Genomic DNA, 25,911 nt, shown 5'->3' with positions numbered 1-25,911 from the left:
AAAGGGGAAGCCAGAGGCTTCCCCTTTTGTCGTTATCATAGCGGGTTAGACTGCACCGCAGGTGTCAGTCTAAGCCTTGTTCAAGCGTGACTCGAGGTCATCGAGAATAGCTGTAAGTTCCTTTGGAAGGTGCTTACCGAACTTAGGATAATGATTTTCACGAATATCCTTAACCTCTTTCTTCCATCCTTCAACATCAACCTTGAGGATTTCTGGGAGAGTCTTCTTGTAGCAGTCAGCAAGACCGTCTGTATTGATTGCACCTTCTTTTGGCATATATCCGATTGGTGTATCAACGTAGTTGTCTTTTCCGTCACAGCGGTCGAAAATCCATTCAAGAACGCGGCTGTTGTCACCGTATCCTGGCCACATGAATCCACCTGGGAGGTCAGCATTGTTTTCGTCCTTGCGGAACCAGTTAACGTAGAAGATCTTAGGAAGCTTGTCCTGATCAGCCTTAGCACCTACGTCAATCCAGTGCTGGAAGTAGTCACCCATGTTATATCCACAGAATGGGAGAATAGCAAATGGGTCACGGCGGATCTTACCAACTTCAGCAGCGTTGATTGTAGAAGCAGCAGTAATTTCTGAACCTACGATAGATCCAAGGAATACACCGTGGTTCCAAGAACGAGCCTGATGTACGAGAGGTACAGTTGAAGGGCGGCGTCCACCAAAGAGGATAGCAGAAATAGGTACACCTTCTGGATTTTCCCATTCATCTGCAATACATGGACACTGCTTAGCAGGAGCTGTAAAGCGTGCATTTGGATGAGCGAATTCTTCACCCTTAGGAGACTTGTCCTTAGGAAGAGCATCACGAGTATTTCCCTTCCAGTCAACAAGCTTACCCTTTGCAGGATATCCAATTCCTTCCCACCATACATCACCGTCTTCAGTAAGAGCACAGTTAGTATAGATAGTATTCTTTTCAGCAGAAATAAGAGCGTTCTTGTTAGATTCAGCAGAAGTTCCTGGAGCAACTCCGAAGAAACCTGCTTCTGGGTTGATAGCGTAGAGACGTCCGTCTTTTCCGAACTTCATCCATGCAATATCATCACCTACAGTTTCAACCTTCCATCCTGGGATAGTAGGAATCAACATAGCGAGGTTTGTTTTACCGCAGGCACTTGGGAAAGCACCTGTTACGTATTTTACTTGGCCCTTAGGGTTTGTGAGCTTAAGAATAAGCATGTGTTCTGCAAGCCATCCCTCTTCACGAGCGATAACAGTTGCAATACGAAGAGCGAAACACTTCTTACCAAGAAGAGCGTTTCCACCGTATCCAGAACCGTAAGACCAAACAAGGTGCTCTTCTGGGAACTGAGAAATGTATTTGTGCTCAACATCAGCACAAGGCCAGATTCCGTTGTCTTTTTCGCCATTGTTGAGTGGCTTACCAACAGAGTGGAGACATGGAACCCAGTCACCGTCTGTACCGAGGTACTGCCATACCTTTTCACCGGCACGAGTCATGATGTCCATGTTCAATACAACGTATTCAGAGTCTGTAAGTTCAATACCATACTTAGCAATTGGAGAACCGAGTGGACCCATGCAGAATGGAATTACATACATTGTACGACCGTGCATACAACCTGTGTAAAGTCCCTTCATTGTAGCCTTGAGTTCTACTGGGTCAATCCAGTGGTTTGTAGGACCAGCATCTTCTTCCTTCTTAGAAGAAATGAATGTACGTGATTCAACGCGAGCAACGTCGCTTGGAAGAGAACGGAAAAGGAAGCAGTTCTCTTTTGCCTTCAAAGGAGTAGCGAGACCAGCGTCTACACACTTCTTCATAAGGCGGTCATATTCAGCTGTAGAACCGTCAACAACAACAACATTGTCAGGTTCACACATCTTAACACATTCTTCAACCCATGCTTTAATTCCAGCATGTTTAATATCAGAAACGTTCATTAAAAACTCCTGTTAGCCCGGAAAAACCGGACCATTTTCTGTATGTACTAAAGCCTCTCCAAGAGACCCTCGTACACCAAGATATAATTTAACGCTTTTTTTATTTGAATTCAATAGATAAAAAAAAAGGACCAGATAATCCCAAGCACAGCTCTAAACGCATACCGCTGCTGGATTCCTCCTCTGACGGGGTTTTGCGCAAGACACTTGAAGGGCATCTGGTCCAATAAAAATGTAACATAAAATCGCGCCCAGAGTCAAGGAATTCAAATTGCTAAAAAAAATAAGAATAACAAATTTTTATAGATGTTTCTATTGACAGTAACATCATCTCATGTTATGTTACTACATATAGTAACGTTTCTACTTATAGAAACACTGTACTACTCGATGAGATGTTAAAAAAATAGAGAGGTAAAAAATGAAGAATCGGATGGACTTGATTTATAAATGCATTCCGAACTCGCGCTACACACCATATCTTCTTGCAAAGAAAATTGGAGCCACCGCGATTCTGGAATCTGCAAGCTTTGCAAAGGGACGCGAACGCTATTCAATTTTGATGACAGAGGAAGCCTTCAAAATTAAGCAGGATGAAGAAAGCATTTCGCTGATTGTAGACGGAAAGGAAGAGCCCTTTGATATGGAAAAGGCTATGGAAGGCGAAAAGAGTTTAGATGCCCTTGGGCACGAAAAGGCTCCGGATATTCTGGATGCTCTGCTCTACATTGCCCGTCAGAACGTTCTTCCACCGGGACCTTTATGCGAGCTCCCCCTCCCTGCCAGCGGACTTGGTTATCTCAGCTATGAGTTTGCAAAACACTGCGATAACATCCGCTTTTTTGAACAGAAGGATGATCTGAATATCCCGGAGAGTCTTTTTATTACCGGACACATCTACATCATCTTTGATCACTTTACCGAAGAGATTCATATTTTTGGTCTCAACTATAACGAGCATCAGATTGATCTAGGTGCCGCTATGGACCGCATTCTCAAGCGCATGAACGATATGGATTTTTCCTACGTCGAAGAAGATAATCAGAGTTTTAAATATAAGCTGCTTACTGATATGGAAGCCAGCAAGGCCGAATACATTCAGAAAGTTACTGAGCTCAAAAAACATATTGTAGCCGGTGACCTGATTCAGGCTGTACCAAGCCGCCGCGTTCAGATTGAATGCGAGGCAGCGGCTCTGGCTGTGTACGGAAAGCTCCGCAAGGTAAATCCTTCTCCATATCTTTTCTATATTGATTTTGGTGATTTCCAGTTCACAGGTGCTTCACCGGAAAGTCTTGTAAGAGTCCGCAAGGGTAAGGCAATAATTCACCCGATTGCAGGAACTATCCGCCGTGGTAAGAGTGAGGCCGAAGATGAAAAGCTTAAGCTTGAACTTCGCAATAATCCAAAAGAGCAGGCTGAACATTTGATGCTTGTTGATTTAGCGCGCAATGACCTTGGCCGTGTATGCGAACAGGGAAGCGTTGAAGTTTCCCAGTATATGGAATGCGAGCTTTTCAGTCATGTAATTCATCTTGTAAGTACAACAGAAGGTCTGGTTCGCGAAGGTGTAAAGCCTATTCAGGTTTTGCGAGCATCCTTCCCGGCAGGAACCGTAAGCGGTGCTCCAAAGATTAACGCCATGCAGATTTTAAGCGGTCTTGAGAAAACAAAGCGCCGTTTTTATGCGGGTGCTGTAGGCTACATTCAGCCAAGCGGAGACCTGGATTTCTGTATTTCAATAAGATGTGCACTGCGCCAGGGAAAGGTCTGGAACCTGCAGGCTGGCGGCGGCATTGTAAATGATTCTGACCCGGAGCGCGAGTTCACAGAAACCTGCGAAAAGCTTGGTGCATTAATAGATACTTTGACAAAATAAGGAGATTTTTTATGATTTTAGTAATCGACAATTATGACAGTTTTACATTTAATGTTGTGCAGGCTCTTGAATGCGCAACTTCAGAAGAAATTAAGGTTGTAAGAAACAACGAGGCTACTATTGAACAGTTAGTGGCAATGAATCCATCCAAGCTGATTATTTCACCAGGCCCGGGAAATCCTGCAGGGGCTGGCGTAAGCGTAGAAGCCATCAGAAGCTTTGCAGGAAAAATTCCTATTCTTGGAATCTGTCTTGGACATCAGGCAATAGGTGAAGCCTTTGGTGCGAAAATCGTTGGTGCAAAATTCATTAAGCACGGAATCGTAGAAGACATTGATTTAGACGGCCGCGGAATTTTCCGCACAATCGGTAAGTCTGCAAAATTCACACGCTACCATTCGTTAGTTATTGATGAGCAGACTCTGCCGGCAGATTTTGAAGTAACTGCCCGTGCAAAGGACGGAGACATTATGGGAATCCGCCATAAGACAATGCCAATCGAAGGAGTTCAGTTCCATCCGGAAAGTATTGCAAGCCAGGCCTGCATGGAACTTTTTAAAGCCTTCTTAAATTACCGTCGCGACAATCTTCCTGTTTCAGAATACCTTCGCCAGCTGATTGACGAGAAAAAGCCTTTAACTCAGGAGCAGGCTTCCTTCTTTATGGAAAATCTTACAGACGGCACAATGGACGAAAAAGCAACTGCATCTATTCTTACAGCCATGGCTTGCCGTGGTCTGCCAACTGCAGATGAAATGGCAGGTTGTGCAGATGCCCTGCTTAAAAAGAAAACTCCATTCCCTCTCTCTCATAACGGTCTTGCAGAAATTGTTGGTACTGGTGGAGACGAAAAAGGCAGCTTTAATATTTCTTCAATGGCGGCACTTGTTGCAGCAAGCTGCGGTCAGAATGTTGCAAAACACGGCAACAGAGCTGTTTCTTCTAAGAGCGGTGCTGCAGACTTTTTTGAAAATCTCGGAATTAAGATTATGGCAGAACCGGAAAAAACTGCAAGCCTTGTAGAGCAGACAGGCTTTGGATTTTTGATGGCTCCTGTTTATCATGCGGCAATGCGTTTTGCAGCCCCGGTAAGAAAGGCGCTTGGAATTAAAACAATTTTCAATGTTCTAGGTCCTCTTTTGAATCCGGCCGGAGCTGAATATGAAGTACTTGGAGTTTATAGTGCAGATTTAATGCAGGACTATGCCCGGGCTGCAAAGGCTCTGGGTGCAAAACGTGTTATGGTAATTCACAGCCGTGACGGTTTTGATGAGATTTCACCTATTGAACCAACCGACGTTTTCCAGATTAACGAAGACGGAAAAGAGTACCGCTATGTAATTGATCCGGCTAAATTTGGAATCAACGGAGTTTCTGAAGAAGAGCTCGAAGGTGGCAGCGGCGCAGATAACGCCAGACTTGCTATGGAGGTAATGAAAGGTGGTGGACGTAAGACGATTCGCGCCGCTGTGGGCTTAAATGCCGGTGCCGTACTTTACTTAAGCGGAAAAGCAAAAACACTTAAAGAAGGCTACGATATGGCTCTTGCCGCACTTTCAAGCGGAAACACTCTGGCAAAACTCCAGGAAATTCAGAGAGTAAGCACAGAACTCAACGGGGAGAAATGCGCATAATGGCGGACATCCTTACAACAATAGTAGAAAAAAGAAAAGCTGATATCCAGCAGCTGGGCATGACTTTTGGATTTGAGATTCCGGAAAAACGCCAGCGTCCTGTGCATGATTTTCTTACGAACAAGGGAGTTATCCTCGAAGTAAAAAGAGCCTCTCCAAGTAAGGGCGATATTGCACCGGATCTGGATTCAGCTGAAACAGCCCGCTCTTATGCCAGTGCCGGAGCTGCCGCAATCAGCTGTCTTACAGAAAGCAATTTCTTTAAGGGAAATCTGGAAGATCTGATGAAGGTATGCAAGGGAGCAGATGATTTTGAAAAAGTAAGCGGAAAGCCAGCCCCCGCAGTTTTACGAAAGGATTTTCTTTTATATCCGGAAGAAGTGGAAATTTCATACCGCGCCGGTGCCGATGCAATTCTTCTGATTACAAGAATTCTAGACGAAGCTGTGATTGTTGAAATGGCAAAGAAGGCAACCTCTCTTGGAATGACTTGTCTGGTAGAAGTTCGAAGCCCAGCTGATCTTGAGAAACTGTCCGCTATTGCGGAGACCGTAGATAAAAAATATCTCGTCTGCGGCGTGAATTCACGCGACCTGGCAACTTTCAAAATTGATTTACTGAAGCCTTCTAGTCTGCTGGCAAAAATCCGTGGAATACTCGGAGACGATGCCCGGGTTGTTTTTGAAAGCGGAATCCGCACCCCACAGGCAGCCTCTTTTGCCGGCAGCCTCGGCTTTTGTGGAATGCTGCTGGGAGAAGCTGCGACAAAAAATCTTGAGCTGCGTAGCCAACTGGTAAAATCTTTTGTAGATGCCGCGCCAACCAAAAATGCAGACTTCTGGAACAGCTATGCTAGTCACTCTGCAACCACAAGTCATGCTGAACTTGTTTCAGCATCTCCTTCCAATGAGATTCCGAAACAAGTTCGGAATGACAGTTATCGTCCACTCATAAAAATCTGCGGCCTCACCCGCGCCGAAGATCTTGTCTTTGCAGACTCCCTTGGTGTAGATTTCGTGGGCTTTATATTTGCCGCAGGCTTTGCAAGAAATGTTTGCGGAGAAAGATTTGAAAAAATCTTACCGTCATTAAAAAATATCCGGGCAAAAAAGGTCGCCGTAATTACAGACCCGCTGTCACCCGAAGCAGAAATGGCTGCCCGCTATGTTGAAGAGGGAATCTTAGACTGCCTTCAGTTTCACGGGATTCCATACAGGGAAGTACCACAGCAGCTTCTGGACCTGCCCCATTATTTCGCAATCACAGAAAAATCCGGCAATCCGGAAGAGGCAGCCGAAGAGCTTTTTCTTATGGGAGAGCCACGCTTTCTGCAGGATTCAAAAGCTCAGAATTATGCTATCAAACATAAGCTCTGGCTGGCTGGAGGCGTAACTCCGGAAAATGCAGCAGGGCTGGCAGAAAAGTTTCAACCAGAGCTGATAGATATTTCCAGTGGTATAGAAGATGAAGACAAACCCGGAATTAAAAATTTAAATAAGATGAAACAATTAATTTCGTCATTGCGAGGAGCGTAGCGACGAAGCAATCTATTAAATGGATTGCTTCGCTGCGCTCGCAATGACGATATTCAGAATCAATGACAACGGAGGTAAAAATGACACATTCAGATAATGGATTTTTCGACAGCTTTGGCGGAAAATATGTAGCGGAGGTTTTACGCCGCCCGCTCGACGAACTCGAAGTTGCCTTTAACGAAGCAATGAAAGATCCGTCTTTTATAGAAGAACTCGAAACAATTCAACGGGACTACATAGGCCGCGAAACACCACTGCTTTTTGCAGAAACTGCTACTAAGCTGCTCGGTGGCGCTCAAATTTACATAAAACTCGAAGGCCTCGCAAACACAGGTGCTCACAAAATCAACAATGCAATCGGCCAGTGTCTGCTTGCAAAGCGCATGGGTAAAAAAAGAATCATTGCAGAAACAGGTGCCGGTCAGCACGGAGTTGCAACTGCCGCAGCCTGCGCAAAGCTGGGGCTGGACTGTACAGTTTATATGGGCGAGGTAGACGTTCGCCGTCAGCAGCCAAACGTTGCCGCAATGGAGCTCTACGGAGCAAAGGTTCACGCCGTAACAAGTGGAAGCCGCACTCTCAAAGATGCCGTAAACGAAGCAATGCGAGACTGGGCTGCAAATCCGGATACAACCCATTATGTACTTGGAAGTGCCCTGGGCCCTGCCCCATTCCCGGATATGGTCCGCGAGTTCCAGTCTGTGATTGGCCGCGAGGTTGAACGACAGGCCGCTGCCCGTAAGCTCGACGTAGCGGCTATGATAGCCTGCGTCGGCGGCGGTTCAAACTCAATCGGATTTTTTGCGCCTTTCATTGATAAGCCTGCTCCCCGCCTTATTGGTGTAGAGGCAGGCGGAATAGGACCTGGTATCGGTGAAAACGCAGTTCGTATGAGCGGCAAAGCTGCCCGTGACGGAATAATGCACGGTTATAAGTCTCGCTTTTTGCTGGATGAAGATGGACAGGCATTGCCGACCCGCTCAATTTCTGCGGGTCTGGACTACTGCGGAATCGGACCACAGCTTGCGACACTTGGCCGACAGGGACGCGTTGAGTTTACATACGCGCGCGACGAAGAAGCTCTAAACGCGGTAAAGTTTTTTGCGCGAAATGAAGGAGTTCTTTTTGCAATGGAAAGTGCCCACGCCGGAGCAGAAGCAATTAAACTTGCACCGACACTGCCAAAAAACAAAGCCATCATCGTAAATATGAGCGGCCGCGGCGACAAGGATGTATTCATTACCTGCCCCGTTTTCCGAAGAGATGAATGGATAAAATTCCTTCACGAAGAAATTGAACGATTAGAGAGTAACATAGATATTCACAGCGCAAAATAGACTGTCGGGTCAAGCCCGACAATGACAAACACTGTCATCCCCCGGCTTGACCGGGGGATCCAATCAAAGGAGAATCAAAATGAGCAAAATAAAACTGATGAGCCACTTAGTTGCCGGCTACCCCACAGACGAACTTTCATTTACAGCAGCCCGTGCCCTGGTAGACGGCGGAGCAGATATACTCGAAATTCAGCTGCCTTTTTCAGATCCAAGCGCAGACGGCCCAGCCATTCAGGGAGCCTGCACCGAGGTCCTAAAGCGCGGCTACCGCACAGCAGACGGACTCGCCTTTATTGAGCGCCTCCACAAAAGCTTTCCACAGGTAAAAATCTATCTTATGAGTTACGGTTCTCTCGTTTATACTCCTGGAGTAGAAAATTTCTGTAAACGTGCAGCAGCCGCAGGCGTAAGAGGAATGATTATTCCAGACCTTCCTTTCGACCACGACGAAGGCCTTACCGCCGCCTGCCGCGCCAACGGAATGGAAAACATTCCCGTGGCCGCTCCAAGTATGTCTCCGGCCCGCTTAGACCTTCTCGCCCGCGCCGGCTTCCCCTACATCTACGCAGCCCTTCGCACCGGCATTACCGGCACAGATACAACAATCAACGACAACACTTGCCGCTTCCTCGAAGCAGTTGCAGCCGGTGGCAGTAAAATCTACGGAGGCTTTGGAATCTCTAGTGGCAGTCAGGCCCGAGCACTGGCAGACCAGGTAGAAGCTATAGTCGCAGGTTCTGTTTTTGTCCGCCTTATTACAGAAAATAAAAATAACCCGGATGCGCTTTACAAGGCAGTCCGGGCTAAGGCAGAAGAATTGACCAGTATATAAAGGTGGTTTCGATACGCCGCTTCGCGGCACTCAACCACCGGAGTCGGCTTATTTACCGATAACGAAGATTGCCGGTATCTTTCCCAGGTCCGGCAGTTTTTCTTTTTTCCATTCGGCAACAGTGCGGGTTTTAATATACTCTTCGGCACAGGTAATTCCGGCTGCAATACAAAGCTTTGTCTTAGGATTAAGGGCGCCAAGAATTGTCTCAATCATTTTGGCATTACGATACGGAGTTTCAATAAAAAGCTGGGTCTGATTTTCGTTCTGAACCTTCTGCTCAAGTTTTTTGAGCGCCTTAATTCTCTGTGGCACTTCCACAGGCAGGTAACCGTTAAAGGCAAAACTCTGGCCGTTAAAGCCGCTTCCCATAACAGACATTATAATAGAAGAAGGTCCTACAAGAGGAACAACCTTATAGCCCCGCTGCTGAGCAATTGCAACTACATCGGCACCAGGGTCTGCAATGGCAGGACAGCCCGCCTCGCTGATAATACCAACAGGCTGACCTTTTTTCAGCGGCTCAAGATATTCGCCTATAAACTTTCGGTCTGTGTGACGGTTGAGTTCATAAAAAGTAAGCTCATCTATATCAATGGCCTTTTCTGTTTTCTTCAAAAAGCGGCGTGCCGAACGGATATTTTCAACAATAAAATGTTTGATTCCAACTATGATGTCGTGATTGTAAGGTGGCAATACCTGAGAAATCTCGGTTTCACCAAGTGTCACGGGAATAAGATAAAGTGCAGTTTCCATAATAATATTCCTATTCAGATTGCTTCGTCATTGCGAGCACAGGATGCGTAGCAATCTATTCTTCATAAATCGGTTCAAAATCATCAGCAGGATGTCCGCAGATAGGGCATTCAAATCCATCCGGTAATTCTGCGCCCACATATTCATAACCGCAGATTTTACAGCGCCAGCCCTTTATCTTTTTTTCAGGCCCAACTCCTGCTGTAGTAACTGCGGCCTTTGTTTTTATATCACTCTGATAGTATGCATAAGTAAGAGCTTCTTTGTCGCTCAAAAGCTGGGCATCTGTAACCTCGGCAATAAAAAGCATATGGGTTCCAAGATCCATTTTATTGCAGACCTTTGCCTCAATTACAGCACAGGCTTCATTCTTGATATAGGGACAACCGTTAGCGGCAGTAGAATATTCAAAGCCTTCGAATTTATCTGCTGTACGGCCACTCTGGTAACCAAAGCGTTTTATAGTTTCAAGGCTGCAGGTCTTTGCTAATACAGAGAGAGTAAAAATACCGCTTTCTTCTATCATCTCGCAGGTGAGATTCTGCTTAATTACTGAAATTGCAATTCGGGTCGGCCCGTTAGCAGCCTGAAAACATGTATTGGTTATACAAGCATTGATTTTGTCACCACATTTAGTTCCCAAAAGGAAAACACCATACTGCAAACTATAAAGTGCCTTGTTATCCATAAGAAGCCTCCTGGAAGTAGTATAACATAAATATAGATTGCTTCGCTACGCTCGTTTCTTATCCCAACTTTTCAGCGGCGGCTTCCCAGGCGGCCGTAGTTTCTTCTATTTCGGCAGCCACAGCCTCTATTTCTCGCTGAACAGCCTTTGCTTTTTCGCCGTTAGAATATACGGCCGGGTCGGCAAGTTTATTTTCAAGCTCAGATTTTTTATCTTCCAGCTCAGTAATTTTTTCTTCAAGCTTAGCAACTTCTTTTTCTGCCTTACGGCGAGCCGCTTCGATTTTTTTCTGTTCTTCCCAGCTTGTAGGCTTTTCTTCGCGAATTTCAACTACTGGCTGATTATTTTCCTGGCCCTCAAGCTTTGCCAGCTGCTCCATATAAAACTCGTAGTTTCCCGGGAAGTTCTTAAACTGTCCAGGCTTGAGCTCAAGGACTCTGGTAGCAAGCTGCTCGATAAATCCGCGGTCATGGCTTACAAAAATTACGGTACCGCCAAAATCGCGGAGGGCCTGCAAAAGAACATCCTTTGAATGAATGTCGAGGTGGTTGGTAGGTTCGTCGAGAACGAGGAGATTTACAGGGCTGAGCAAAAGCTGCAAAAGAGCAATGCGGGATTTTTCACCGCCCGACAAAACGTCCAAAGACTTATATACATCGTCGCCGCGGAAGAGGAAAGCGCCCAGCATATCACGCAGCTTTGGAATAAGCTCCAGAGGCGCGCGGGCTTCGAGGTAATCTAAAATTGTTTCCTTGCCTTTAATTGTCTCCGCGTTATCCTGAGAGAAGTAGCCTATCTGTACACCCGCGCCCGGCACAAGCTCACCTGTAAAGTCTTTATCCTGACCGGCAATAATTCTGAGCAAGGTAGACTTACCCGCACCGTTACGTCCTGCAACAACAAGACGCTCGCCGTTTTCAAGAGTAAGCTCGAGTTTGTCGAGAACATTGTGCGCACCGTCGTAAGACTTTATTATATCGTGAAGTCTCAAAACAAGGCGACCTGAGTGAGGTGCCGGCGGAAAAGAAAAATGTATTTTCTTAAGCGATTCAGGAATCTCAATCCGCTCCATCTTCTCAAGTTTTTTCTGATATTCCTGAGCCTGAGCTGCCTTTGTAGCCTTATAACCAAAACGGCGGATAAAATCTTCCAGCTTATTGATTTCTTCCTGCTGCTGTTCGTAAGCGGCAATCAGAGTTTTAAGCTCAACCTCGCGTACTTTTTCATAGTGACTGAAGTTGCCAGGATAACGCTTAAGATCGCCGTTGAAAAGTTCGTAGACCTCGTTGATTGTAACATCAAGAAAATAACGGTCGTGACTTACAAGTAAAAAGCCGCCTTTAAAATTCTGCAGGAACTGTTCAAGCCAGCTTCTTGCTTCAATATCAAGATAGTTGGTAGGCTCGTCTAACAAAAGAATATCAGGTCCCTGCATAAGAGCCTTAGCAAGTGCAATACGCATCTGCCAGCCGCCGGAAAACTCTGCAGTGTCGCGGTCAAAATCAGAGCGCGAAAAACCAAGACCAAGCAGAACCGATTCTGCCATAGCGTCGCGGCGATGCCAGCCGGAATCATCCAGCTTTTGAATTAATTCTGCCTGCCTTTCAACTAGAACGTCTGTATTACCCTCGCCCTTTTCAAGCTGAGAACCGATTTCGTCTATCTGACGCTGCATTTCATATCCAAACTCAAAAGCCTTATCAGCTTCTTCGAGAAGTGTGCAGCCGTGGTGAGTAAGACCACTCTGTGGCAGATAAGCAATGCGGCTATCCTTCTGAACGGCTCGGCTACCGCTGTCAGGTGGAGTAAGACCAGCAAGAACCTTTATGAGAGTAGATTTACCGGCTCCGTTTGCACCAGTAAGGGCAACCTTAGAACCAGTCTGTAAATTGATTGTAACGTTTTTGAGAATATCGCGGTCGCCGAATGCCAGCGACACCTGTGAGAATTGTACAAATGCCATCGTGCCCTTCCCGGGATTTCTATTTCTTTAAGTAAATAATTACCGGGCTTACACCGCGGCTTCTAAGCTGACTTCCGCTGAACTCTGCACCACTTGTATCTTCCATACGCAAAGCACCGCCATCCAGCTTATAAAGGAAGTTTACCTCACGGCTCATTCCATCAAACTTCATTGTAAGAACTCCATCGTAAGATGTTGCCAGATCCTTAGAAAGTGAATACTTAACCTGAGCAGAACCGGTAGACTTTGTACCGGCATCTATTACAGAAGGAACCAGCAGTTTAAAGCCTGTCCAGCGGAAAGAACCGTCTTCCTTAAACTCAACCTTTCCATAGCTTGAACTTGAGAAAATCGGTCCATGTGTGTATATCTGCATGTAAGCCTGAGTACGGCGGGTCTTTTCTGCATTCACAATATCAGCAACGTTTTCAGACAAAGTTACAAAGTTCAGATCCTGAGGCTTACCGCTGGAATCTGTATAACGAAGAACAATATAGTTTGCCCGGCGGTAGATTATTTTTAATGAAATACCGTTTAACGAATATTCATTATCATCAGTTTTTGTAAAGCCGTCATAATCCCAGTTCTCATGAATAACAGCAGTATTAAGAGAAACCTTTTTGCCTTCTTCATCAATTGTAAATTTATAAAGCGGATGAATAAGTGCAAGGTCAATATTGCCGCCATCAATCATAGTGCGGAAATAATCCGGATACCATACACTTGCCGCAATAGTCTGCCAGTGCTTATCCTCTTCTACTTCCTCTACAATTTCCGCGCCACCAACTCTCTGGCCGCTGGCATCGGTTTCATAAAGATTAAGGTTGTAAGAAAAGCACCAGCCCAGAGTTCCGTTGTCTGTAAGGATTCTGTACCAGTCTCCCTCCAGAGCATTTTTACCTGCCATAGGAGCCTGACCTTTTCCCTTGTAAAGGATTTTAATAACTTCACCCTTTCGCAAGCGGTAAACCTGTTTTGCAGTATTCACCGGTTCTGCACGACAAGGAAGTCCATCGAGTTTTACTGATGCATAGGTTGCAGCATTTTCTTCATATCTTGCAGCAATCGATTTTACCTTTCCCTTTTTTACAGGGTCAGTAAGCTGCCAGAGAGCAACTTCGATTTTTTCCCCTTGCGCTGTTCCAATTACATATACATGAGAAATATTTGATTTGATGTAAACCGGAACAATATCGCCGCTCTTAATCTGCTGTTCAGGAATAGTCCAGAGCACAACAGAATAACCCATAATTTTATCGGCGCAGGATGTGAATATCAGAGATAATAAGAAAAATAAAGGTACAAAAAGTTTCTTCATAGTATACATATTACGTCATGCTGAACTTGTTTCAGGATGACGGATTTCTAAAGCTGAACCCCAGTTCTGATTTTTTCGTTGAAGCGGTCGAGTTTCTTGCCTTCGAGAGGATTTGGCTTTCCTTCCATAACGGCACGCAAAGCTTCCATTTCTTCGCCGCTGAAGTTTACACCATGATTCATATGATTAATAAAGCTTTCAGTTGCCATAGGAGCAACCTTGCGGCACATCTCAAGAATAACCTCTGCATACACTCGGATTTCATACTGAGCGTGACTGTCGAGGCGTAATTTCAGGAAGTGGAAGAGATTGTGCAAATCCATTTCCCAGTAGAATTCTGTATAAAGAGAAAGAGGAAGATTGATGCGGGCAATTTCGCGGGCAAGACCAGAATCAATAAGTTCGCTGTAATTTTCGTAAGCATCCTTCTGACCTGCTTCGAGCTGTCCGATTATCTTATCTGCAGTTGCCTTATCAAAAGCTTCAGTAGCGCGGCCCTGCTTGTTATCTGTACTCTGTGGAGCAACCTTGTCTGCCTCCGGAACATAGAACTCATCCTTCATAATTGAGTAGCGTCCAGAAACCTCGTTCATACGACCTGTGCGGTGGCGTACCCACTGGCGGGCAACAAAGATAGGCATCTTTACGTGGAAGGTCATTACAACCTGCTCAAAAGGAGATGTATGCTGATGGCGCAAAAGATAATCGATGAGCGCTCCATCCTGGCTCACTGATTTGGTTCCTTCACCGTAAGAAACACGTGCCGACTGAACAATTCTCTGGTCTCCGCCATAATAATCTACAAGTCGTACAAAACCTTTGTCCAAAACCGGGTATTCTTTATCCAAAATTTCTTCTGCTTCAGGAACGATACAATGTGCCATATTAATCCTCTTTAATCAAAATTATTTTTGTATTTTATCTTAAATTTTCGTTGTAATCAATTACAAGAGTTCTCATTAAAAATGATTTGCTTCCGCGGCGGCATGAGCGAAATCGCGCGGCTTTCAGTTTTTTGGGTAATAAAAAATCACTTTTGCAAGCAAAAGTGATTTTTTATTTTTATGGCTAAGCGCCAAAAACTTCAAGAGTGCGTTTCGCCCCTGCCTCTGCTCACGCAAATCATTTTTAATCATCTCAGCGGAATTTAATTAAAGAAGATTCTATATAAGTTTACAAGTCTGTATCATTTGCGCCGGTATCTACCGCGGCGTCGCCATCATGATTTACTACATTTTCTTCAGTAGCAGCTGCGGGGCTTTCATCTTTTATGATTACTTCAACTTCACCTTTGTTTGAAAATACATCAAAAAGAATCAGTCCAAGGCCTGCAATAAGTACAACAATTCCAATCAGGCGGATAATTGCATTACCCAGTGCTCTTGGCGAAATCAGGATTAATACAACAGCAATTGCAAGCAGCAAAAGATTTTCTATTATATACCGCTTTCTTTCAACTCCGGCATCCTTTAAAAGAGCAGCAGCATAAAAGCCTATTGCACCAGATGCCAGCAGATAGATTATCAGCATCCAGATCATTGCTGTCCATGCTGCCCCTCCTATTGCCAGAGGGAAAAGCACTGCCATCAGGCCCGCAATAATACTTACAATGCTTTTTATGAGTATTGTCCTGCGATAGTATATATCCTCAGAAATTACCTTTGTAAACTTAAGGCTGTAAATTCCATAAGCTATAGCCGCAAGTCCAATTATAATAACTACAAGCTTAATCCAGAAAGCAGGGAAAATTATAATAAGAATACCAAGTAAAGCTGCCAGAATACCCGAAAAAAGATACCACCGTTTCATAAATGCTCCTCCAATTCCACTGTCATTCCGGGCTTGTCCCGGAGTTTCTACTATATATTAACAAATTTATGTTCATAAGGTTATAAAGTCAAGAAAAATGTTTTTTTGACTTTTTTAATAAATTTCTCATTTACCGCTTGACATAACCCCATAAAACCTATAAATTAATAACACTTAATGGAGCGATACCAAAGCGGTCGTACTGGGGCGGTCTTGAAAACCGTTGATCTTCACGGGTCCGGGGGTTCGAATCCCTCTCGCTCCGCTAAAATGGAAGCGTGGTAGAGCGGTAATACAACGGATTGCTAATCCGTCACTTCCGTAAGGGGTGGGCAGGTTCAACTCCTGTCGCTTCCGAGAAAGCAGTTCTACTGCACACATTTGAATGAGATTGTAGCTCAGCTGGATTAGAGCACCACCCTGCGGAGGTGGGGGTCGCACGTTCGAATCGTGTCAGTCTCAACTTTAATAGCTCATCGTAGGATGAGCTTTTTTTGTGCCTAAATCCTGTTATTACTAGTATTTAGGCGATTTTGTATAACAATTTTATCTTCCCTACCTTTCTGGAACGGGCGATAGAATCTCCACAAAAGGTGTGGATTTCAGTAATGATTTCAGTAAAAGTTTCAGAAATCATTTCAGAAAGACACAAAGCCTCTTGTGGTCAAACTTCAGTTATTCTGAGGAGGTTTTATGCGTCAGTTCTATCTCTACAAGAACAGTTCCGGCTATTACAATGCGGTTTTCGTTGACCCTATCAGCGGAAAGAAAGGCACAGACAAAAGCACTCACACCAAAGACAAAATCCAGGCAACAATCATTGCGCAAAAATGGATTGAGTCAGGAGCTCCTCAAACCAGAAGTAATTCAAGAAACTTCTCGGCCACAAGCACAGATAATCCACTAAATCTAAAAGACATTTGTGAAAGGCTCTCCCAGGAAGAAGCTCAGACTTTAATCAATATGCTTTGCCAGAAGTACACTCTCTCTACTCCTCAGCAAATCACAATCCCACAAACACAAGAAACTCCGGCTCCTGTAGAAATCAAAAAGCCTACAAAAACTGTAGTTGCAAAACCTCAAACAAAAGGCATCCCGCTTTCAGAATATATGCTCAACTTCTGGGACTACGAGAAATCAGAATTCATCCAGCGTTATCTTGCTCACGGCCACAACATGACAAAACGCCATACAGACAATATGCTCAGCCTTGTACGCAATTACTGGCAACCGTACTTTGGAAACGAAATCACAGTGGAAGAATTGGACCGCGCAGCTTTAGACGATTTCTTTTTCTACCTGCATACAGAAAAAGGCTTGAAAGGTGGAACCGTCAATAAGGCTATAAATTGTGGCAGTCGAGTTTACCGCTATCTTTTCGAAAACAAAAAAATCACAACAAATCCAATGGCAGGCATTGAACGCTTTAATCCGGAAGAACTTGAGCGAGGAATTCCGACAGAAAGCGAAGTAAAACAATTACTCAAAACTGAATGGAGCAACGAAGTCTATAAGCTGGCATTTAAGCTTGGTGCCTTCTGTGGCTTAAGAGCCGGAGAAATAAGCGGACTACGTGTCTGCGATTTGGATCTGGATGCAGACATAATTCATGTACGCCACAGCTGGAACGATACAGATGGCTTAAAGTGTCCAAAGAATTCAGACATCAGAGACTTACCAATCGACCATGAAACTTTGACACAGATTTATATAATGGCAAAACAAAATCCTTTATTCAGCGATTTAAGTTATGTATTCTTCTCACCGGTAAAACCGGACCAGCCTTACTGGCCGTCATACTATGTAGACGGACTTTACGAAGCTCTAGAAAAAATCGGCATAAGCAAGGAACAACGCAAAGAACGAAACATTGTATTCCACAGCCTCCGACATTTCTGCGCAACCATTTTAAGTCAGCGTGCAGACCTCAAAACAGTTCAGGCAGTAATGGGCCACAGAAGCGAAGACATGACAAAGCACTATTCAGATCACGAAACACAAGAGAAGCTTCAGAATATGCGAAACATTATGCAGGTTACCTGGGACAATATTTTAAGCGCATAAATAAAAAGGTATCGGTTAGAGCCGTTCGCTCCAACCGTACTTCGTACCGTTTCCGCTCACTACATTTCTTGTTAATCAGGAAGCGTGCGTCGGTGAAGAAAGGTAGCAAACAGAGTGTTCACTCATTCAGCTTCACTTCGTTACGCTTCTTTCGTTCACACACTGTTTGCATTTACTAGTGGGCTCGCACGGTGGCCTTTGTTCAAGCTCGCAAGAGAGCAATGAAAGCACAGTCAGCCCAGTCGCTACGTGCATCTGCTTCGCAGTAGCACTACGCTTTGTGGTCTGCCTGTTTCCGCAGGTGGGCCTATCTTTGCAGTAAGCACTCTGGTTGTAAAAGCCGCCAATTGCCGTTTCGCGCTGAATATGCATCGTTCATAAAATAAATGCCGTCCGCGTAGGTCGCAACTTAAAACGGTGGGCATGCAAAAGGTTTCCCCCTTCCCCCCTGCCGCGGGGCACCCCCCCACAACCCCCTTCCAAAAAATATTGAATGCAATATACCGCTCTCGGGGGGATTAAGGGGGCAACCTTTTGCTCAACATTGCAGTTGTCCCACCGTTTTAAGATGCTCACATCATCGGTAAAAGGCGGCTTTTCGGGAACTTCTTTTGTGTGGGAAAAATATTGCTTCAGTCGCACAGGCACCGCTAGTGCCTGCGCTCCATCAGCAAGGCGGCAACGTCCGTGTTGCCGCCCTTTACACAGCTACATTTATTTTCCGCTCAGGACACGCTCCTACAAATGTCGCTCTGGTCGCGCGTCCGTGCGCTCCCGCCGCTCAGCGTGCCGATGAATCTTCCAGCTCCAGAAGCAGACTTGCCAAAAGTTATGGCCGCTTCGCGCCCTTGAGTTTGAAGCAAGACTGCTTCTTCCGACTTCCATCTTCCAAAAGAAGAATCTCTCTTCCAGGTCCGCCTGCGGCGGACAACGTGATGATCTTCCACCCGGAAGCTTCATCTTCCAGACTCCGCTCAGACAGCTTTCAAAAGTTTGCGCCTGCTACGCAGACGCTTGAGTTTGAAAAGCAGTCTTCGCTCCGAAATAATTCTGTGTGATGTCGCCGCTGTCGCGGCGACGCGATGATTTTCAAAACGCGCGGGGGGAGCGCGTGTAGCGGTCTAAAAAGTTTCATTTTCTGACTTTAAATCAAAGCAACGCATATACTCTTATATGCGTTTTTTTCATTTACTCTTATATTACATATAAAAATAATTTTAATTTCTTAGGAACAAGCGTTGCTAAAGAAAAATTTAAAAGATATGCAATTCAAACACATTCAGAAATAAACAGATATAATTCAAACCTAATCAAATAAAGCAACGCTTTCGCAACGGATAGCCTTTTTATACGTTGTAAACAACGCATATCTTTTCTTCTTGCCACAAAGCTACGCTTCTTCTTTTTCTCCCTGCAACGCTTAGAAGCGTAGCGCAATTGGGGGCACGGGGGAAACGTTATTCCCAATGACTTATGTAATTATCAATATTCACAGAAAAAGGGATCTTGTCCAACTGTTCATCAGTTTTGGTAATAATGTCTATGAAATTTGAAGTTTTGTAGTCTTTTTCGTAAGCCTTAATAACTAAAGTATTGAGAGGAACTTCTAGTATTCTTTGGGATTTTAATTTAACCAGTAATGTATTGTCTTTAATTTTCCATTCATATTTGGAACCGTTCATTTGATTTTGAACAAAAGTCTTAACTATTTCATTTTCAATATTTTCTGTATTTTCTTTTAACAGTTCAGGCTTTATAATTTTATTTATTTCTTCATTGTCCTGATTGAAGTTCTGTAAAACTATTTCAAATAACAATGCAACTTTTTCTAATGTATCATTATAAAGAAATTTATAATCTGCATTTCCATAGAATAGGAAAATATAATATATTTGATTTTCAACTTTATAGCATTTCATAGAAATTGTTATTTCATCGGATAAATCCATATTCAGATTCCAGTTATAAAGATGATTATCTAATTTTTTATATGTTTCGCTTTCAATTAAATCTAGATTTTCTGAATAGCTTTCGAGTTTCTTTTGCCATAGTTCTGAATACAATTTTGTATATGGATTCATAAATATTTTCTCCCTGTTATACTACATCCAGTATGCTTTCATAGTTCCGTTTTCAATGCTTGGCCAGTTATGAACAAAATTTGGAATTATAGTTTTCAGGTTCGGATACATTTTCTTAAATGCGAGAAATAGTCTTTCTGTTTCATATAATGTTAAATCATTTTGATTTGAAAATACAGCGACTCTTAAAGTTTTCTTTTTATTAAATTGTTTCCATATTTCAGGTCTACTATATTTAAGATTCGTAAATTTTGAAGCCATTCTATCTATTTCTTTTATAATTTCTTCACTATTTCTAACAGTAATACTATCTATACATGAAATATCTTTTTTATTCTTAAACCATTTTCCAACACTATCATTACTGATTCTTGTTTCTTTGATTGCTAAAATAGTTTCTATTGCAGCTTTACAATAAATACAATCACGCCAAGATAGATCACACAATTGTTCAATTTCACTTAAATCTTTTTCTTCTTTATGGGAAATCATATCTTTCATAAATAGTTCTTCATAATTGTTGGTATTTCCAATAATAAAACATTTACTTTCTCTCTGGTAATCATTTACTAATTTTTTAATACAATCAGTATTTTCAATTGAATAAGCATAAGAGATAATTACGAAATCTAATTGTTTTGTATCTTCTGTTCTGATTTCAAATATTTCAGTCTTTTTGTTAGGTTTCTTCTTAGTAACAAAATATTTTGATCTATTCATGTTTTCATCAAATCTAATATCTATCTTCATTTTTTCTTTCCTGTTATAAAGTAGTCTTCATTGAAGTAAAATAACAAATTCTATATTTTGAAAACAATTCTTCTGTACTACATTTTGATTTTTCTGCAGCCATTGCAAAAATCTTTCCACAAGTTCTGGCATCATCCAAAGCATTATGTGCATCATATTCAATTCCAAACTTATCAGCTAAGAATGTTAATTTGTGACGCTCAAAGTTTTTCCATACTTTTCGGGCAATTCGTAATGTACAGGCATACGCAATATTCGGAGCCGGCATTCCATAATAATCGAAGCAAGCTTTTAATACTCCCATATCAAATTGTGCATTATGAGCTACAAAATAAATAGTTTCTGTTTTTCCGTTTCCTACAAATGGCTCAACTATAGTCTTCCAAACTTCTGGAAACTGTGGCTCATTACGAACATCACCGTAACTAATATGATGAATGTCTATAAACTCCGGCTTAAAATACATCTTCGCAGGTTTTATAAGTGAATAAACGCTATCTTGTTCAATTCCATCAACAAATCTAACAACTCCTACAGAACATGCGCTGTTCGGATAGTCATTTGCCGTTTCAAAATCTATTGCATAATAAGTCATTTTCAACCTCATTCATTATTTTTTAACTTTTCATTGTAGACCTTAATAATATCCATTCTTATCTGTTCAATATTTTCTTCTGTAAGATTATCTGAAAAGGATCGGATAATGATTTCTTCACCTTTGCAATTCAACTTGTAATCAAATTTTCCAAGACATAAATTATCACTGATTCGTACTTTAGGTAATTCAGGAACTTCTTTTCGAATTAAAGGTATTGTTTCTATAATTTTATTAAGGTTATCTTTATTATCAACCAGTCCTAAACCAAGTTCTATCATTAATTCGTCAACACACATTGTATAAAAATCATTTTGTTCTATATTTTCTGATTTTCTATTATTCTTATTTTTTTCTTTAACTTCTTTTAATCCTAACCTATGTAAAGCAAGTACTGTTGAAATATATGCAACAATTATTAATATAGCTATAGCAATTTCACAATAAATAAAGACTTTTGAAAAAAATAAACAATGCTTCAGAATTGAAATTGTTATAATAGTTAATGCAAGCAGTGCCATAAAAATCCAGGCTAACAAATCAGTATATTTAGAAATAAAAAGGTTTTTATTAACATTTCTGTCTAAATATTTATTTTTCTGTATTTCAGCTTCGGATTTGGACATTTTATTTTCATTTACAAGTTTATCAACAGTCCAACTTAAACCAAGGCAATCTTGTAAATACCAGCGTGCATATATTTCTGCATTTCTACTAATTCTTCTGTAAACGAAGATATTTAACACTGCCAGGATTAATAAGCCTAGCAATAAAATAATTGTACTCATAATTCTACCTCACCAAAAAAAAGACTATCTATGCATTCATTGTTGCACAGATAGTCTATCAGCAAGTGAGAGAGTATAAAAATAATTTATTTTTCGTTTGCTTCTTTAAGGTAATCAGCAAAAGTCTTTTTATTAGAAGTTATTTGTGTAGAATAAGAATTATTTACTTCGTCATTTTCTTTTGATTTCTGCAAGCCCCATACAGGTTGAGTTCCTCTTATAGCGTTTATCCATTTTTCCCCAGAGTAAATTACTTCACTTCCAATCGGCATCATTTTTTTTACCTCATATTATTGATTAATTCCAATCAAATACAGTCCAATCTTCTATGACTTTGTTTTTATTCCAATCCTGATAAGCTTCAAAAGCAGCTTTTACATATTCATCTTCTTTTATTGATATGTTAGAGGGATGATAAATATTTATAAAGACAACATTCTTAAAACAAAAATAATGATTCTTTTTCATAACATTACTTGAAAAAGTTTTTGGTTTTCCTTCTCGGAAATTAATTTCGCTTGTTTTAATTTTATTTAGAGTATTTCCACATATTATAACATCAGGTTTTATTCTTTTTATTTGTGTAACAAAAATATCTCTATTTTCTTGTTTTTTAAGAACCTCGGCAAACTTTTTTGTAATTTTACTTCCACCAGAAGTTTTCTTTAAATTTATGATTGCGATTCTTTCTAATGTAGTGGCTAATTCATAATCGTTATTCGATTCTTTGTTGTTTAATATTTTATTACATATCTTTGCTACAGGTTGCCAGGTATCTTTTTTTGAACCTTTTTTATCTTTACTATCAAATGGTTCGATTTTCTTTTTTAAATAATCCTTATCTCCCCACCATTTTTTAGGGTTGAACTTTCCATGTGTTTCCCGAAGAATCCATAATATTTTTATTTTCTCATTTTTGAAGAGTTCATAATTCATTATACCGTCTTCATATTTATAGTCTGGATCGGCAGATATGTAGTTTCCATATTTTGTAATCATAATACTTATTATACCATTGTTTTTAATCTTGTGTTTTCTTTTCAAAGAAAATTACAGTTACCTTAATTTCTTCTTTCTTTAATTTTTCCATGCATTCACAGGTATTCAACATACATTGTGCATCATCTGTCAGATTTCTTGATAAGGAATCCATAATTTCTTTTACTTCCGAAATCTGTAATTCCCGGCCATTGGTCATAAGAGAAACAACAACCTTTGGATATTTTTCTTCTGTTTTGGTTTTAATATTTTCTATTAATTTTTCAATTGAATTATTTTGAGCTGTATAAACAATAATATCAGTTCCAGGTTGTGATTTGAAATCATTAATTTCACAATGAACGGCAGATTCTTCAGTAGAAATGCAGAAATCCATTAAATCTTCAAAATCAGAATCAGTTGCAGCATTTAGATGTACATCAAATAAAGATGCTAATTTCTCAGAATCAAAGAAAGTATCATTATTCGTTTTAATACTCCCAATTAAGCAAGTTTCTTTATTATTTCTATACTCATTGATTTGTTTTTCTATTTGCTGGTGATTTTCCGGATTGTAGCAGAAATACATAATAACATAATCAAGGTTATTGGATCTTTTATCATATATTTCTGCTATCCGTACATCAGTATTACTAAGAGTTCTTAATATTACTTCTGCATTCATAAATTAATCAGCCTCTTGAACACCAAAATTTCCAAGAGATGAAAGTTTAGAAATTGGAAGTCCTGTTTCTTCTGAAAGTCCTTCTTTAATGCATAAATCAATATGCTTAGAATTGTCCAATACAACCTTAAATCTAAGACCCTTTGGAACTCCTTCGTAAGTTTTTGTTGTTTCGTAATAAACGATTTCTTTTGCTCCCATAGCAAATCCTCCTGTTATATTTTTATTATAATATATATTATTCAAACTCTCATTAAACGATAGAGTAAATTTTTTTCACTCTCTCACATTATGATAGACTTTCGTGTTATAATAAAGCTATGAACACACAGACAAAGATTACATATCGTATGTTAGAACGCATTTCATATATTCACCGCAAAATTAAAAGCGGTTGTTATCCTAATACAAAACAGCTTGCATTTGACCTGGAATCAGGAATAGCAACAATTAGCCGTGACTTGGATTATATGCGCGATAGAATGTATGCGCCAATTGAATATGACTACGCACAGAAAGGTTACTATTATACAGAACCGTTTGAACCAACTTTGCAGAACTATCTTTCTGAAAATGATCTTCGAGTTTTACTTTCTGCAAAAGTCTTGTTATCTCATTACAAGAATACACCAGTGTATGAAGATGCCTGTTCCGTATTGGATTTACTTTCATCTGCAATGAACGGTAAAAATGCTGAGCTTCTTAACCGAATTACAGTAGCGCCAACCGTAGAAACAACAGTAAATCAAGATATTTGGAATGAAATTCAGGATGCGCTAAATAAAAATCATATTTTACAATTTGATTACACTGACCGCTGGGGCAAACAGACTGAACAGCGTAAGTTAAGACCTTATCAACTTGTTCTTGATGATGGTGTTTGTTATCTTTTCGGGTTTGATGAACTTCGTAATGCAGAAAGAATATTTTCTTTAGTTCGTATGCGGAATGTAGTCGTAACAGATGAAGACTTTGAGTTACCAGACGATTTTGAATTTAGTAATCGTCTTGTTGACGGTAACTTTGGAGCAGTTTTCAAACAAAAATCAGAACACTACAAAATTGAATTCTATCGAGAAGCTCAAATGGTTGTTAAAGAACGCAAATGGGCTGAAAACCAAATTATTAAAGATGAAGAAAACAAAACAATAATTGAGTTTGATTCTACACAATTTCTAAAAATCAAAGCTTGGGTTCTTTCTAATGGTTGCAATGCAAAACCGCTTGAACCGGAATGGTTAGTAAAAGAATGGAAAAAACATGCTGTTGAAATGGCTAAAATGGTGTTATGAAAATTAAGTATAAGAAATAGTTTTATTCTTTAAGAATCTTCTAATTTCTTTCCTTACTCCAAAAGCCAATTTATATTTCTGTATCTCTTTTAAGGGAATAAATCTTATTTCCGAAAACTCATAGCCGAGTATCTTTGGTGCAAGGAAATAAGAATCAACTTCATACATAAAAGTTTTCCATTCAAAAAACGGATAATGAAAACTACATACTACTGCATCTTTTTCATTGTTAGTTAAGTTAATTCCTGTTTCTTCTCGTAGTTCTCTAATAGCAGCTTCAAATAATGAAATATCAGTTTGCTCAAATCTACCGCCAGGAATAGACCATTTTCCTTTATCCGGTTTTATGGTCCGTTTTCCTAAAAGAAATGCATAGTCATTATTTTGTTTTTTTAACAGAGCAATTCCTGCTCCTTTATATTTTTTCATTTTATATTTCTTAATCTCTCAATCCAGGCTAATACAGTTTTCCATAAGAATAGTGAAGAAATAAAAAGATAAGCCGTCTGCATTACGATAAAGAATCCAGCAACTCCATAAAGAGAACAAAATAAAATCTGATGTTTTGAAATTTGTAAAATGATGATTCCGATTATTGATAATCCAATTACAACACAATCAAAAATCATTAAAGGTACAGCAAGAGAATCAAATCTTCCAAGCCATTTTAATACGTTATTATATCTCTGTTTACAGTTCTCTGTATCTTCCTTTGAAAATAGGCCTTTATTACAGTTTTCGTCGATTCTGAAAAACATTTCGCCCATACATTCAAGTGCAATTTTTCCAGGAAGAAGGCTTTTCTTTCCTTGGAATTGTGTAGTCATATAAAAAATATTTACAACAAAAATACTTGCTAATATGCATAATCCAGAAATTGCTTTCCAGCCAGTCAAATATGGAGACTCAGAAAACAAAGGTACAATGCAGCAAAAAAGTGCAACAGCAATCAACGTAAATTGAGAAATATAAACTGTCAAAACTTCTTTCTTTACTAACTTATCCAT

24 protein-coding genes, 3 tRNA genes and 1 other RNA gene are annotated in these 25,911 nt (G+C 40.9%); 10 read left to right on the top strand and 18 right to left on the bottom strand.

Annotated elements, in window-relative coordinates:
- Positions 1-69: 69 nt before the first annotated feature.
- The gene (locus tag G626_RS0106390) at positions 70-1,920 is read right to left on the bottom strand and encodes a phosphoenolpyruvate carboxykinase (GTP) (protein WP_022931957.1); all 1,851 of its coding nucleotides are present in this window, start codon (positions 1,918-1,920) and stop codon (positions 70-72) included.
- Between the two features lie 126 nt (positions 1,921-2,046).
- An RNA gene (ffs, locus tag G626_RS17855) (signal recognition particle sRNA small type) lies at positions 2,047-2,144 on the bottom strand.
- A gap of 197 nt (positions 2,145-2,341) precedes the next feature.
- Here ffs and G626_RS0106385 point away from each other — a divergent pair.
- From G626_RS0106385 to trpA, 5 genes are all read left to right on the top strand, one after another.
- Positions 2,342-3,799: a chorismate-binding protein gene (locus G626_RS0106385; RefSeq protein WP_027727015.1), complete on the top strand. Its 1,458-nt coding sequence runs from the start codon at positions 2,342-2,344 to the stop codon at positions 3,797-3,799.
- Between the two features lie 11 nt (positions 3,800-3,810).
- A complete protein-coding gene (locus G626_RS0106380; RefSeq protein WP_022931955.1) occupies positions 3,811-5,433 on the top strand; it encodes a bifunctional anthranilate synthase component II/anthranilate phosphoribosyltransferase in 1,623 nt (540 codons plus the stop codon).
- A complete protein-coding gene (trpF, locus tag G626_RS0106375; RefSeq protein ID WP_022931954.1) occupies positions 5,433-6,968 on the top strand; it encodes a bifunctional indole-3-glycerol phosphate synthase/phosphoribosylanthranilate isomerase in 1,536 nt (511 codons plus the stop codon). Before G626_RS0106380 ends, trpF begins: the two co-directional genes overlap by 1 nt.
- Before the next feature lie 80 nt (positions 6,969-7,048).
- Entirely contained in the window at positions 7,049-8,305 is a 1,257-nt protein-coding gene (gene trpB / locus G626_RS0106370) for a tryptophan synthase subunit beta (protein WP_022931953.1), read from the top strand.
- A gap of 79 nt (positions 8,306-8,384) precedes the next feature.
- A complete protein-coding gene (trpA, locus tag G626_RS0106365) occupies positions 8,385-9,137 on the top strand; it encodes a tryptophan synthase subunit alpha (RefSeq protein ID WP_022931952.1) in 753 nt (250 codons plus the stop codon).
- Positions 9,138-9,185: 48 nt separating this feature from the next.
- On the opposite strand, the gene G626_RS0106360 is transcribed toward trpA, so the two are convergent.
- The 6 genes from G626_RS0106360 to G626_RS15630 all read right to left on the bottom strand — a co-directional run bounded on the left by G626_RS0106360 (position 9,186) and on the right by G626_RS15630 (position 15,671).
- Positions 9,186-9,893, bottom strand: a complete 708-nt coding sequence (locus G626_RS0106360; protein ID WP_022931951.1) for an SAM-dependent methyltransferase — start codon at positions 9,891-9,893, stop codon at positions 9,186-9,188.
- 55 nt (positions 9,894-9,948) lie between these two features.
- Positions 9,949-10,581 carry a flavin reductase gene (locus G626_RS0106355; RefSeq protein WP_022931950.1) on the bottom strand — a complete coding sequence of 211 codons (633 nt, stop codon included), beginning with the start codon at positions 10,579-10,581 and terminating at the stop codon, positions 9,949-9,951.
- Positions 10,582-10,639: 58 nt separating this feature from the next.
- Positions 10,640-12,544 (bottom strand): ABC-F family ATP-binding cassette domain-containing protein, encoded by a 1,905-nt coding sequence (locus G626_RS0106350; RefSeq protein WP_022931949.1) that lies wholly within the window; start codon positions 12,542-12,544, stop codon positions 10,640-10,642.
- Positions 12,545-12,563: 19 nt separating this feature from the next.
- Positions 12,564-13,862, bottom strand: a complete 1,299-nt coding sequence (locus G626_RS0106345) for an SH3 domain-containing protein (protein WP_196800462.1) — start codon at positions 13,860-13,862, stop codon at positions 12,564-12,566.
- 47 nt (positions 13,863-13,909) lie between these two features.
- Complete coding sequence (thyX, locus tag G626_RS0106340; RefSeq protein ID WP_022931947.1) at positions 13,910-14,746, bottom strand: FAD-dependent thymidylate synthase; 837 nt, start codon at positions 14,744-14,746, stop codon at positions 13,910-13,912.
- A gap of 289 nt (positions 14,747-15,035) precedes the next feature.
- Complete coding sequence (locus G626_RS15630; protein WP_022931946.1) at positions 15,036-15,671, bottom strand: DUF308 domain-containing protein; 636 nt, start codon at positions 15,669-15,671, stop codon at positions 15,036-15,038.
- Positions 15,672-15,850: 179 nt separating this feature from the next.
- Here G626_RS15630 and G626_RS0106330 point away from each other — a divergent pair.
- From G626_RS0106330 to G626_RS0106315, 4 genes are all read left to right on the top strand, one after another.
- A tRNA-Ser gene (locus G626_RS0106330) sits at positions 15,851-15,936 on the top strand.
- Between the two features lie 7 nt (positions 15,937-15,943).
- A tRNA-Ser gene (locus G626_RS0106325) sits at positions 15,944-16,028 on the top strand.
- Positions 16,029-16,058: 30 nt separating this feature from the next.
- A tRNA-Arg gene (locus G626_RS0106320) sits at positions 16,059-16,133 on the top strand.
- Positions 16,134-16,364: 231 nt separating this feature from the next.
- Positions 16,365-17,735: a tyrosine-type recombinase/integrase gene (locus G626_RS0106315; protein WP_022931945.1), complete on the top strand. Its 1,371-nt coding sequence runs from the start codon at positions 16,365-16,367 to the stop codon at positions 17,733-17,735.
- 1,457 nt (positions 17,736-19,192) lie between these two features.
- On the opposite strand, the gene G626_RS0106305 is transcribed toward G626_RS0106315, so the two are convergent.
- The 8 genes from G626_RS0106305 to G626_RS0106270 all read right to left on the bottom strand — a co-directional run bounded on the left by G626_RS0106305 (position 19,193) and on the right by G626_RS0106270 (position 23,813).
- The gene (locus G626_RS0106305; RefSeq protein ID WP_022931943.1) at positions 19,193-19,816 is read right to left on the bottom strand and encodes a hypothetical protein; all 624 of its coding nucleotides are present in this window, start codon (positions 19,814-19,816) and stop codon (positions 19,193-19,195) included.
- A gap of 21 nt (positions 19,817-19,837) precedes the next feature.
- Positions 19,838-20,566, bottom strand: coding sequence for a hypothetical protein (locus G626_RS0106300; protein ID WP_022931942.1), 729 nt, complete (start codon positions 20,564-20,566; stop codon positions 19,838-19,840).
- Positions 20,567-20,579: 13 nt separating this feature from the next.
- Entirely contained in the window at positions 20,580-21,161 is a 582-nt protein-coding gene (locus G626_RS15625) for a 3'-5' exonuclease (RefSeq protein WP_022931941.1), read from the bottom strand.
- A gap of 8 nt (positions 21,162-21,169) precedes the next feature.
- Complete coding sequence (locus G626_RS0106290) at positions 21,170-21,949, bottom strand: hypothetical protein (RefSeq protein ID WP_022931940.1); 780 nt, start codon at positions 21,947-21,949, stop codon at positions 21,170-21,172.
- A gap of 86 nt (positions 21,950-22,035) precedes the next feature.
- Positions 22,036-22,224: a hypothetical protein gene (locus tag G626_RS0106285; RefSeq protein WP_022931939.1), complete on the bottom strand. Its 189-nt coding sequence runs from the start codon at positions 22,222-22,224 to the stop codon at positions 22,036-22,038.
- Positions 22,225-22,246: 22 nt separating this feature from the next.
- Positions 22,247-22,948: a hypothetical protein gene (locus tag G626_RS15620; RefSeq protein WP_156003213.1), complete on the bottom strand. Its 702-nt coding sequence runs from the start codon at positions 22,946-22,948 to the stop codon at positions 22,247-22,249.
- Between the two features lie 22 nt (positions 22,949-22,970).
- A complete protein-coding gene (locus G626_RS0106275) occupies positions 22,971-23,612 on the bottom strand; it encodes a hypothetical protein (RefSeq protein ID WP_022931937.1) in 642 nt (213 codons plus the stop codon).
- Between the two features lie 3 nt (positions 23,613-23,615).
- The gene (locus G626_RS0106270) at positions 23,616-23,813 is read right to left on the bottom strand and encodes a hypothetical protein (protein ID WP_022931936.1); all 198 of its coding nucleotides are present in this window, start codon (positions 23,811-23,813) and stop codon (positions 23,616-23,618) included.
- A 119-nt stretch (positions 23,814-23,932) separates the two neighbouring features.
- Between G626_RS0106270 and G626_RS0106265 the strand changes: the two genes are divergently transcribed.
- On the top strand, positions 23,933-24,904 hold the full coding sequence (locus G626_RS0106265) for a helix-turn-helix transcriptional regulator (RefSeq protein ID WP_022931935.1): 972 nt from the start codon (positions 23,933-23,935) through the stop codon (positions 24,902-24,904).
- A 3-nt stretch (positions 24,905-24,907) separates the two neighbouring features.
- Here the strand turns inward: G626_RS0106265 and G626_RS15615 are convergent, their stop codons facing one another.
- Positions 24,908-25,333: an NUDIX hydrolase gene (locus tag G626_RS15615; RefSeq protein ID WP_022931934.1), complete on the bottom strand. Its 426-nt coding sequence runs from the start codon at positions 25,331-25,333 to the stop codon at positions 24,908-24,910.
- Positions 25,330-25,911 (bottom strand): hypothetical protein, encoded by a 582-nt coding sequence (locus tag G626_RS0106255; RefSeq protein ID WP_022931933.1) that lies wholly within the window; start codon positions 25,909-25,911, stop codon positions 25,330-25,332. The genes G626_RS15615 and G626_RS0106255 overlap by 4 nt, the downstream gene beginning before the upstream one ends.

Origin of the sequence: Treponema bryantii NK4A124 (assembly GCF_000421345.1) — a bacterium.
In the GTDB taxonomy this organism is placed as follows: domain Bacteria; phylum Spirochaetota; class Spirochaetia; order Treponematales; family Treponemataceae; genus Treponema_D; species Treponema_D bryantii_B.
Note: the sequence above shows the minus strand (reverse complement) of the source record. Positions and strands in the feature narration are given on the sequence as shown.

Bases quoted from the DNA above. Each gene is read 5' to 3' on its own strand.
- G626_RS0106390 (WP_022931957.1), bottom strand. From the start codon at position 1,920: ATGAACGTTTCTGATATTAAACATGCTGGAATTAAAGCATGGGTTGAA.
- G626_RS0106385 (WP_027727015.1), top strand. From the start codon at position 2,342: ATGAAGAATCGGATGGACTTGATTTATAAATGCATTCCGAACTCGCGC.
- G626_RS0106380 (WP_022931955.1), top strand. From the start codon at position 3,811: ATGATTTTAGTAATCGACAATTATGACAGTTTTACATTTAATGTTGTG.
- trpF (WP_022931954.1), top strand. From the start codon at position 5,433: ATGGCGGACATCCTTACAACAATAGTAGAAAAAAGAAAAGCTGATATC.
- trpB (WP_022931953.1), top strand. From the start codon at position 7,049: ATGACACATTCAGATAATGGATTTTTCGACAGCTTTGGCGGAAAATAT.
- trpA (WP_022931952.1), top strand. From the start codon at position 8,385: ATGAGCAAAATAAAACTGATGAGCCACTTAGTTGCCGGCTACCCCACA.
- G626_RS0106360 (WP_022931951.1), bottom strand. From the start codon at position 9,893: ATGGAAACTGCACTTTATCTTATTCCCGTGACACTTGGTGAAACCGAG.
- G626_RS0106355 (WP_022931950.1), bottom strand. From the start codon at position 10,581: ATGGATAACAAGGCACTTTATAGTTTGCAGTATGGTGTTTTCCTTTTG.
- G626_RS0106350 (WP_022931949.1), bottom strand. From the start codon at position 12,544: ATGGCATTTGTACAATTCTCACAGGTGTCGCTGGCATTCGGCGACCGC.
- G626_RS0106345 (WP_196800462.1), bottom strand. From the start codon at position 13,862: ATGAAGAAACTTTTTGTACCTTTATTTTTCTTATTATCTCTGATATTC.
- thyX (WP_022931947.1), bottom strand. From the start codon at position 14,746: ATGGCACATTGTATCGTTCCTGAAGCAGAAGAAATTTTGGATAAAGAA.
- G626_RS15630 (WP_022931946.1), bottom strand. From the start codon at position 15,671: ATGAAACGGTGGTATCTTTTTTCGGGTATTCTGGCAGCTTTACTTGGT.
- G626_RS0106315 (WP_022931945.1), top strand. From the start codon at position 16,365: ATGCGTCAGTTCTATCTCTACAAGAACAGTTCCGGCTATTACAATGCG.
- G626_RS0106305 (WP_022931943.1), bottom strand. From the start codon at position 19,816: ATGAATCCATATACAAAATTGTATTCAGAACTATGGCAAAAGAAACTC.
- G626_RS0106300 (WP_022931942.1), bottom strand. From the start codon at position 20,566: ATGAAGATAGATATTAGATTTGATGAAAACATGAATAGATCAAAATAT.
- G626_RS15625 (WP_022931941.1), bottom strand. From the start codon at position 21,161: ATGACTTATTATGCAATAGATTTTGAAACGGCAAATGACTATCCGAAC.
- G626_RS0106290 (WP_022931940.1), bottom strand. From the start codon at position 21,949: ATGAGTACAATTATTTTATTGCTAGGCTTATTAATCCTGGCAGTGTTA.
- G626_RS0106285 (WP_022931939.1), bottom strand. From the start codon at position 22,224: ATGATGCCGATTGGAAGTGAAGTAATTTACTCTGGGGAAAAATGGATA.
- G626_RS15620 (WP_156003213.1), bottom strand. From the start codon at position 22,948: ATGATTACAAAATATGGAAACTACATATCTGCCGATCCAGACTATAAA.
- G626_RS0106275 (WP_022931937.1), bottom strand. From the start codon at position 23,612: ATGAATGCAGAAGTAATATTAAGAACTCTTAGTAATACTGATGTACGG.
- G626_RS0106270 (WP_022931936.1), bottom strand. From the start codon at position 23,813: ATGGGAGCAAAAGAAATCGTTTATTACGAAACAACAAAAACTTACGAA.
- G626_RS0106265 (WP_022931935.1), top strand. From the start codon at position 23,933: ATGAACACACAGACAAAGATTACATATCGTATGTTAGAACGCATTTCA.
- G626_RS15615 (WP_022931934.1), bottom strand. From the start codon at position 25,333: ATGAAAAAATATAAAGGAGCAGGAATTGCTCTGTTAAAAAAACAAAAT.
- G626_RS0106255 (WP_022931933.1), bottom strand. From the start codon at position 25,911: ATGGATAAGTTAGTAAAGAAAGAAGTTTTGACAGTTTATATTTCTCAA.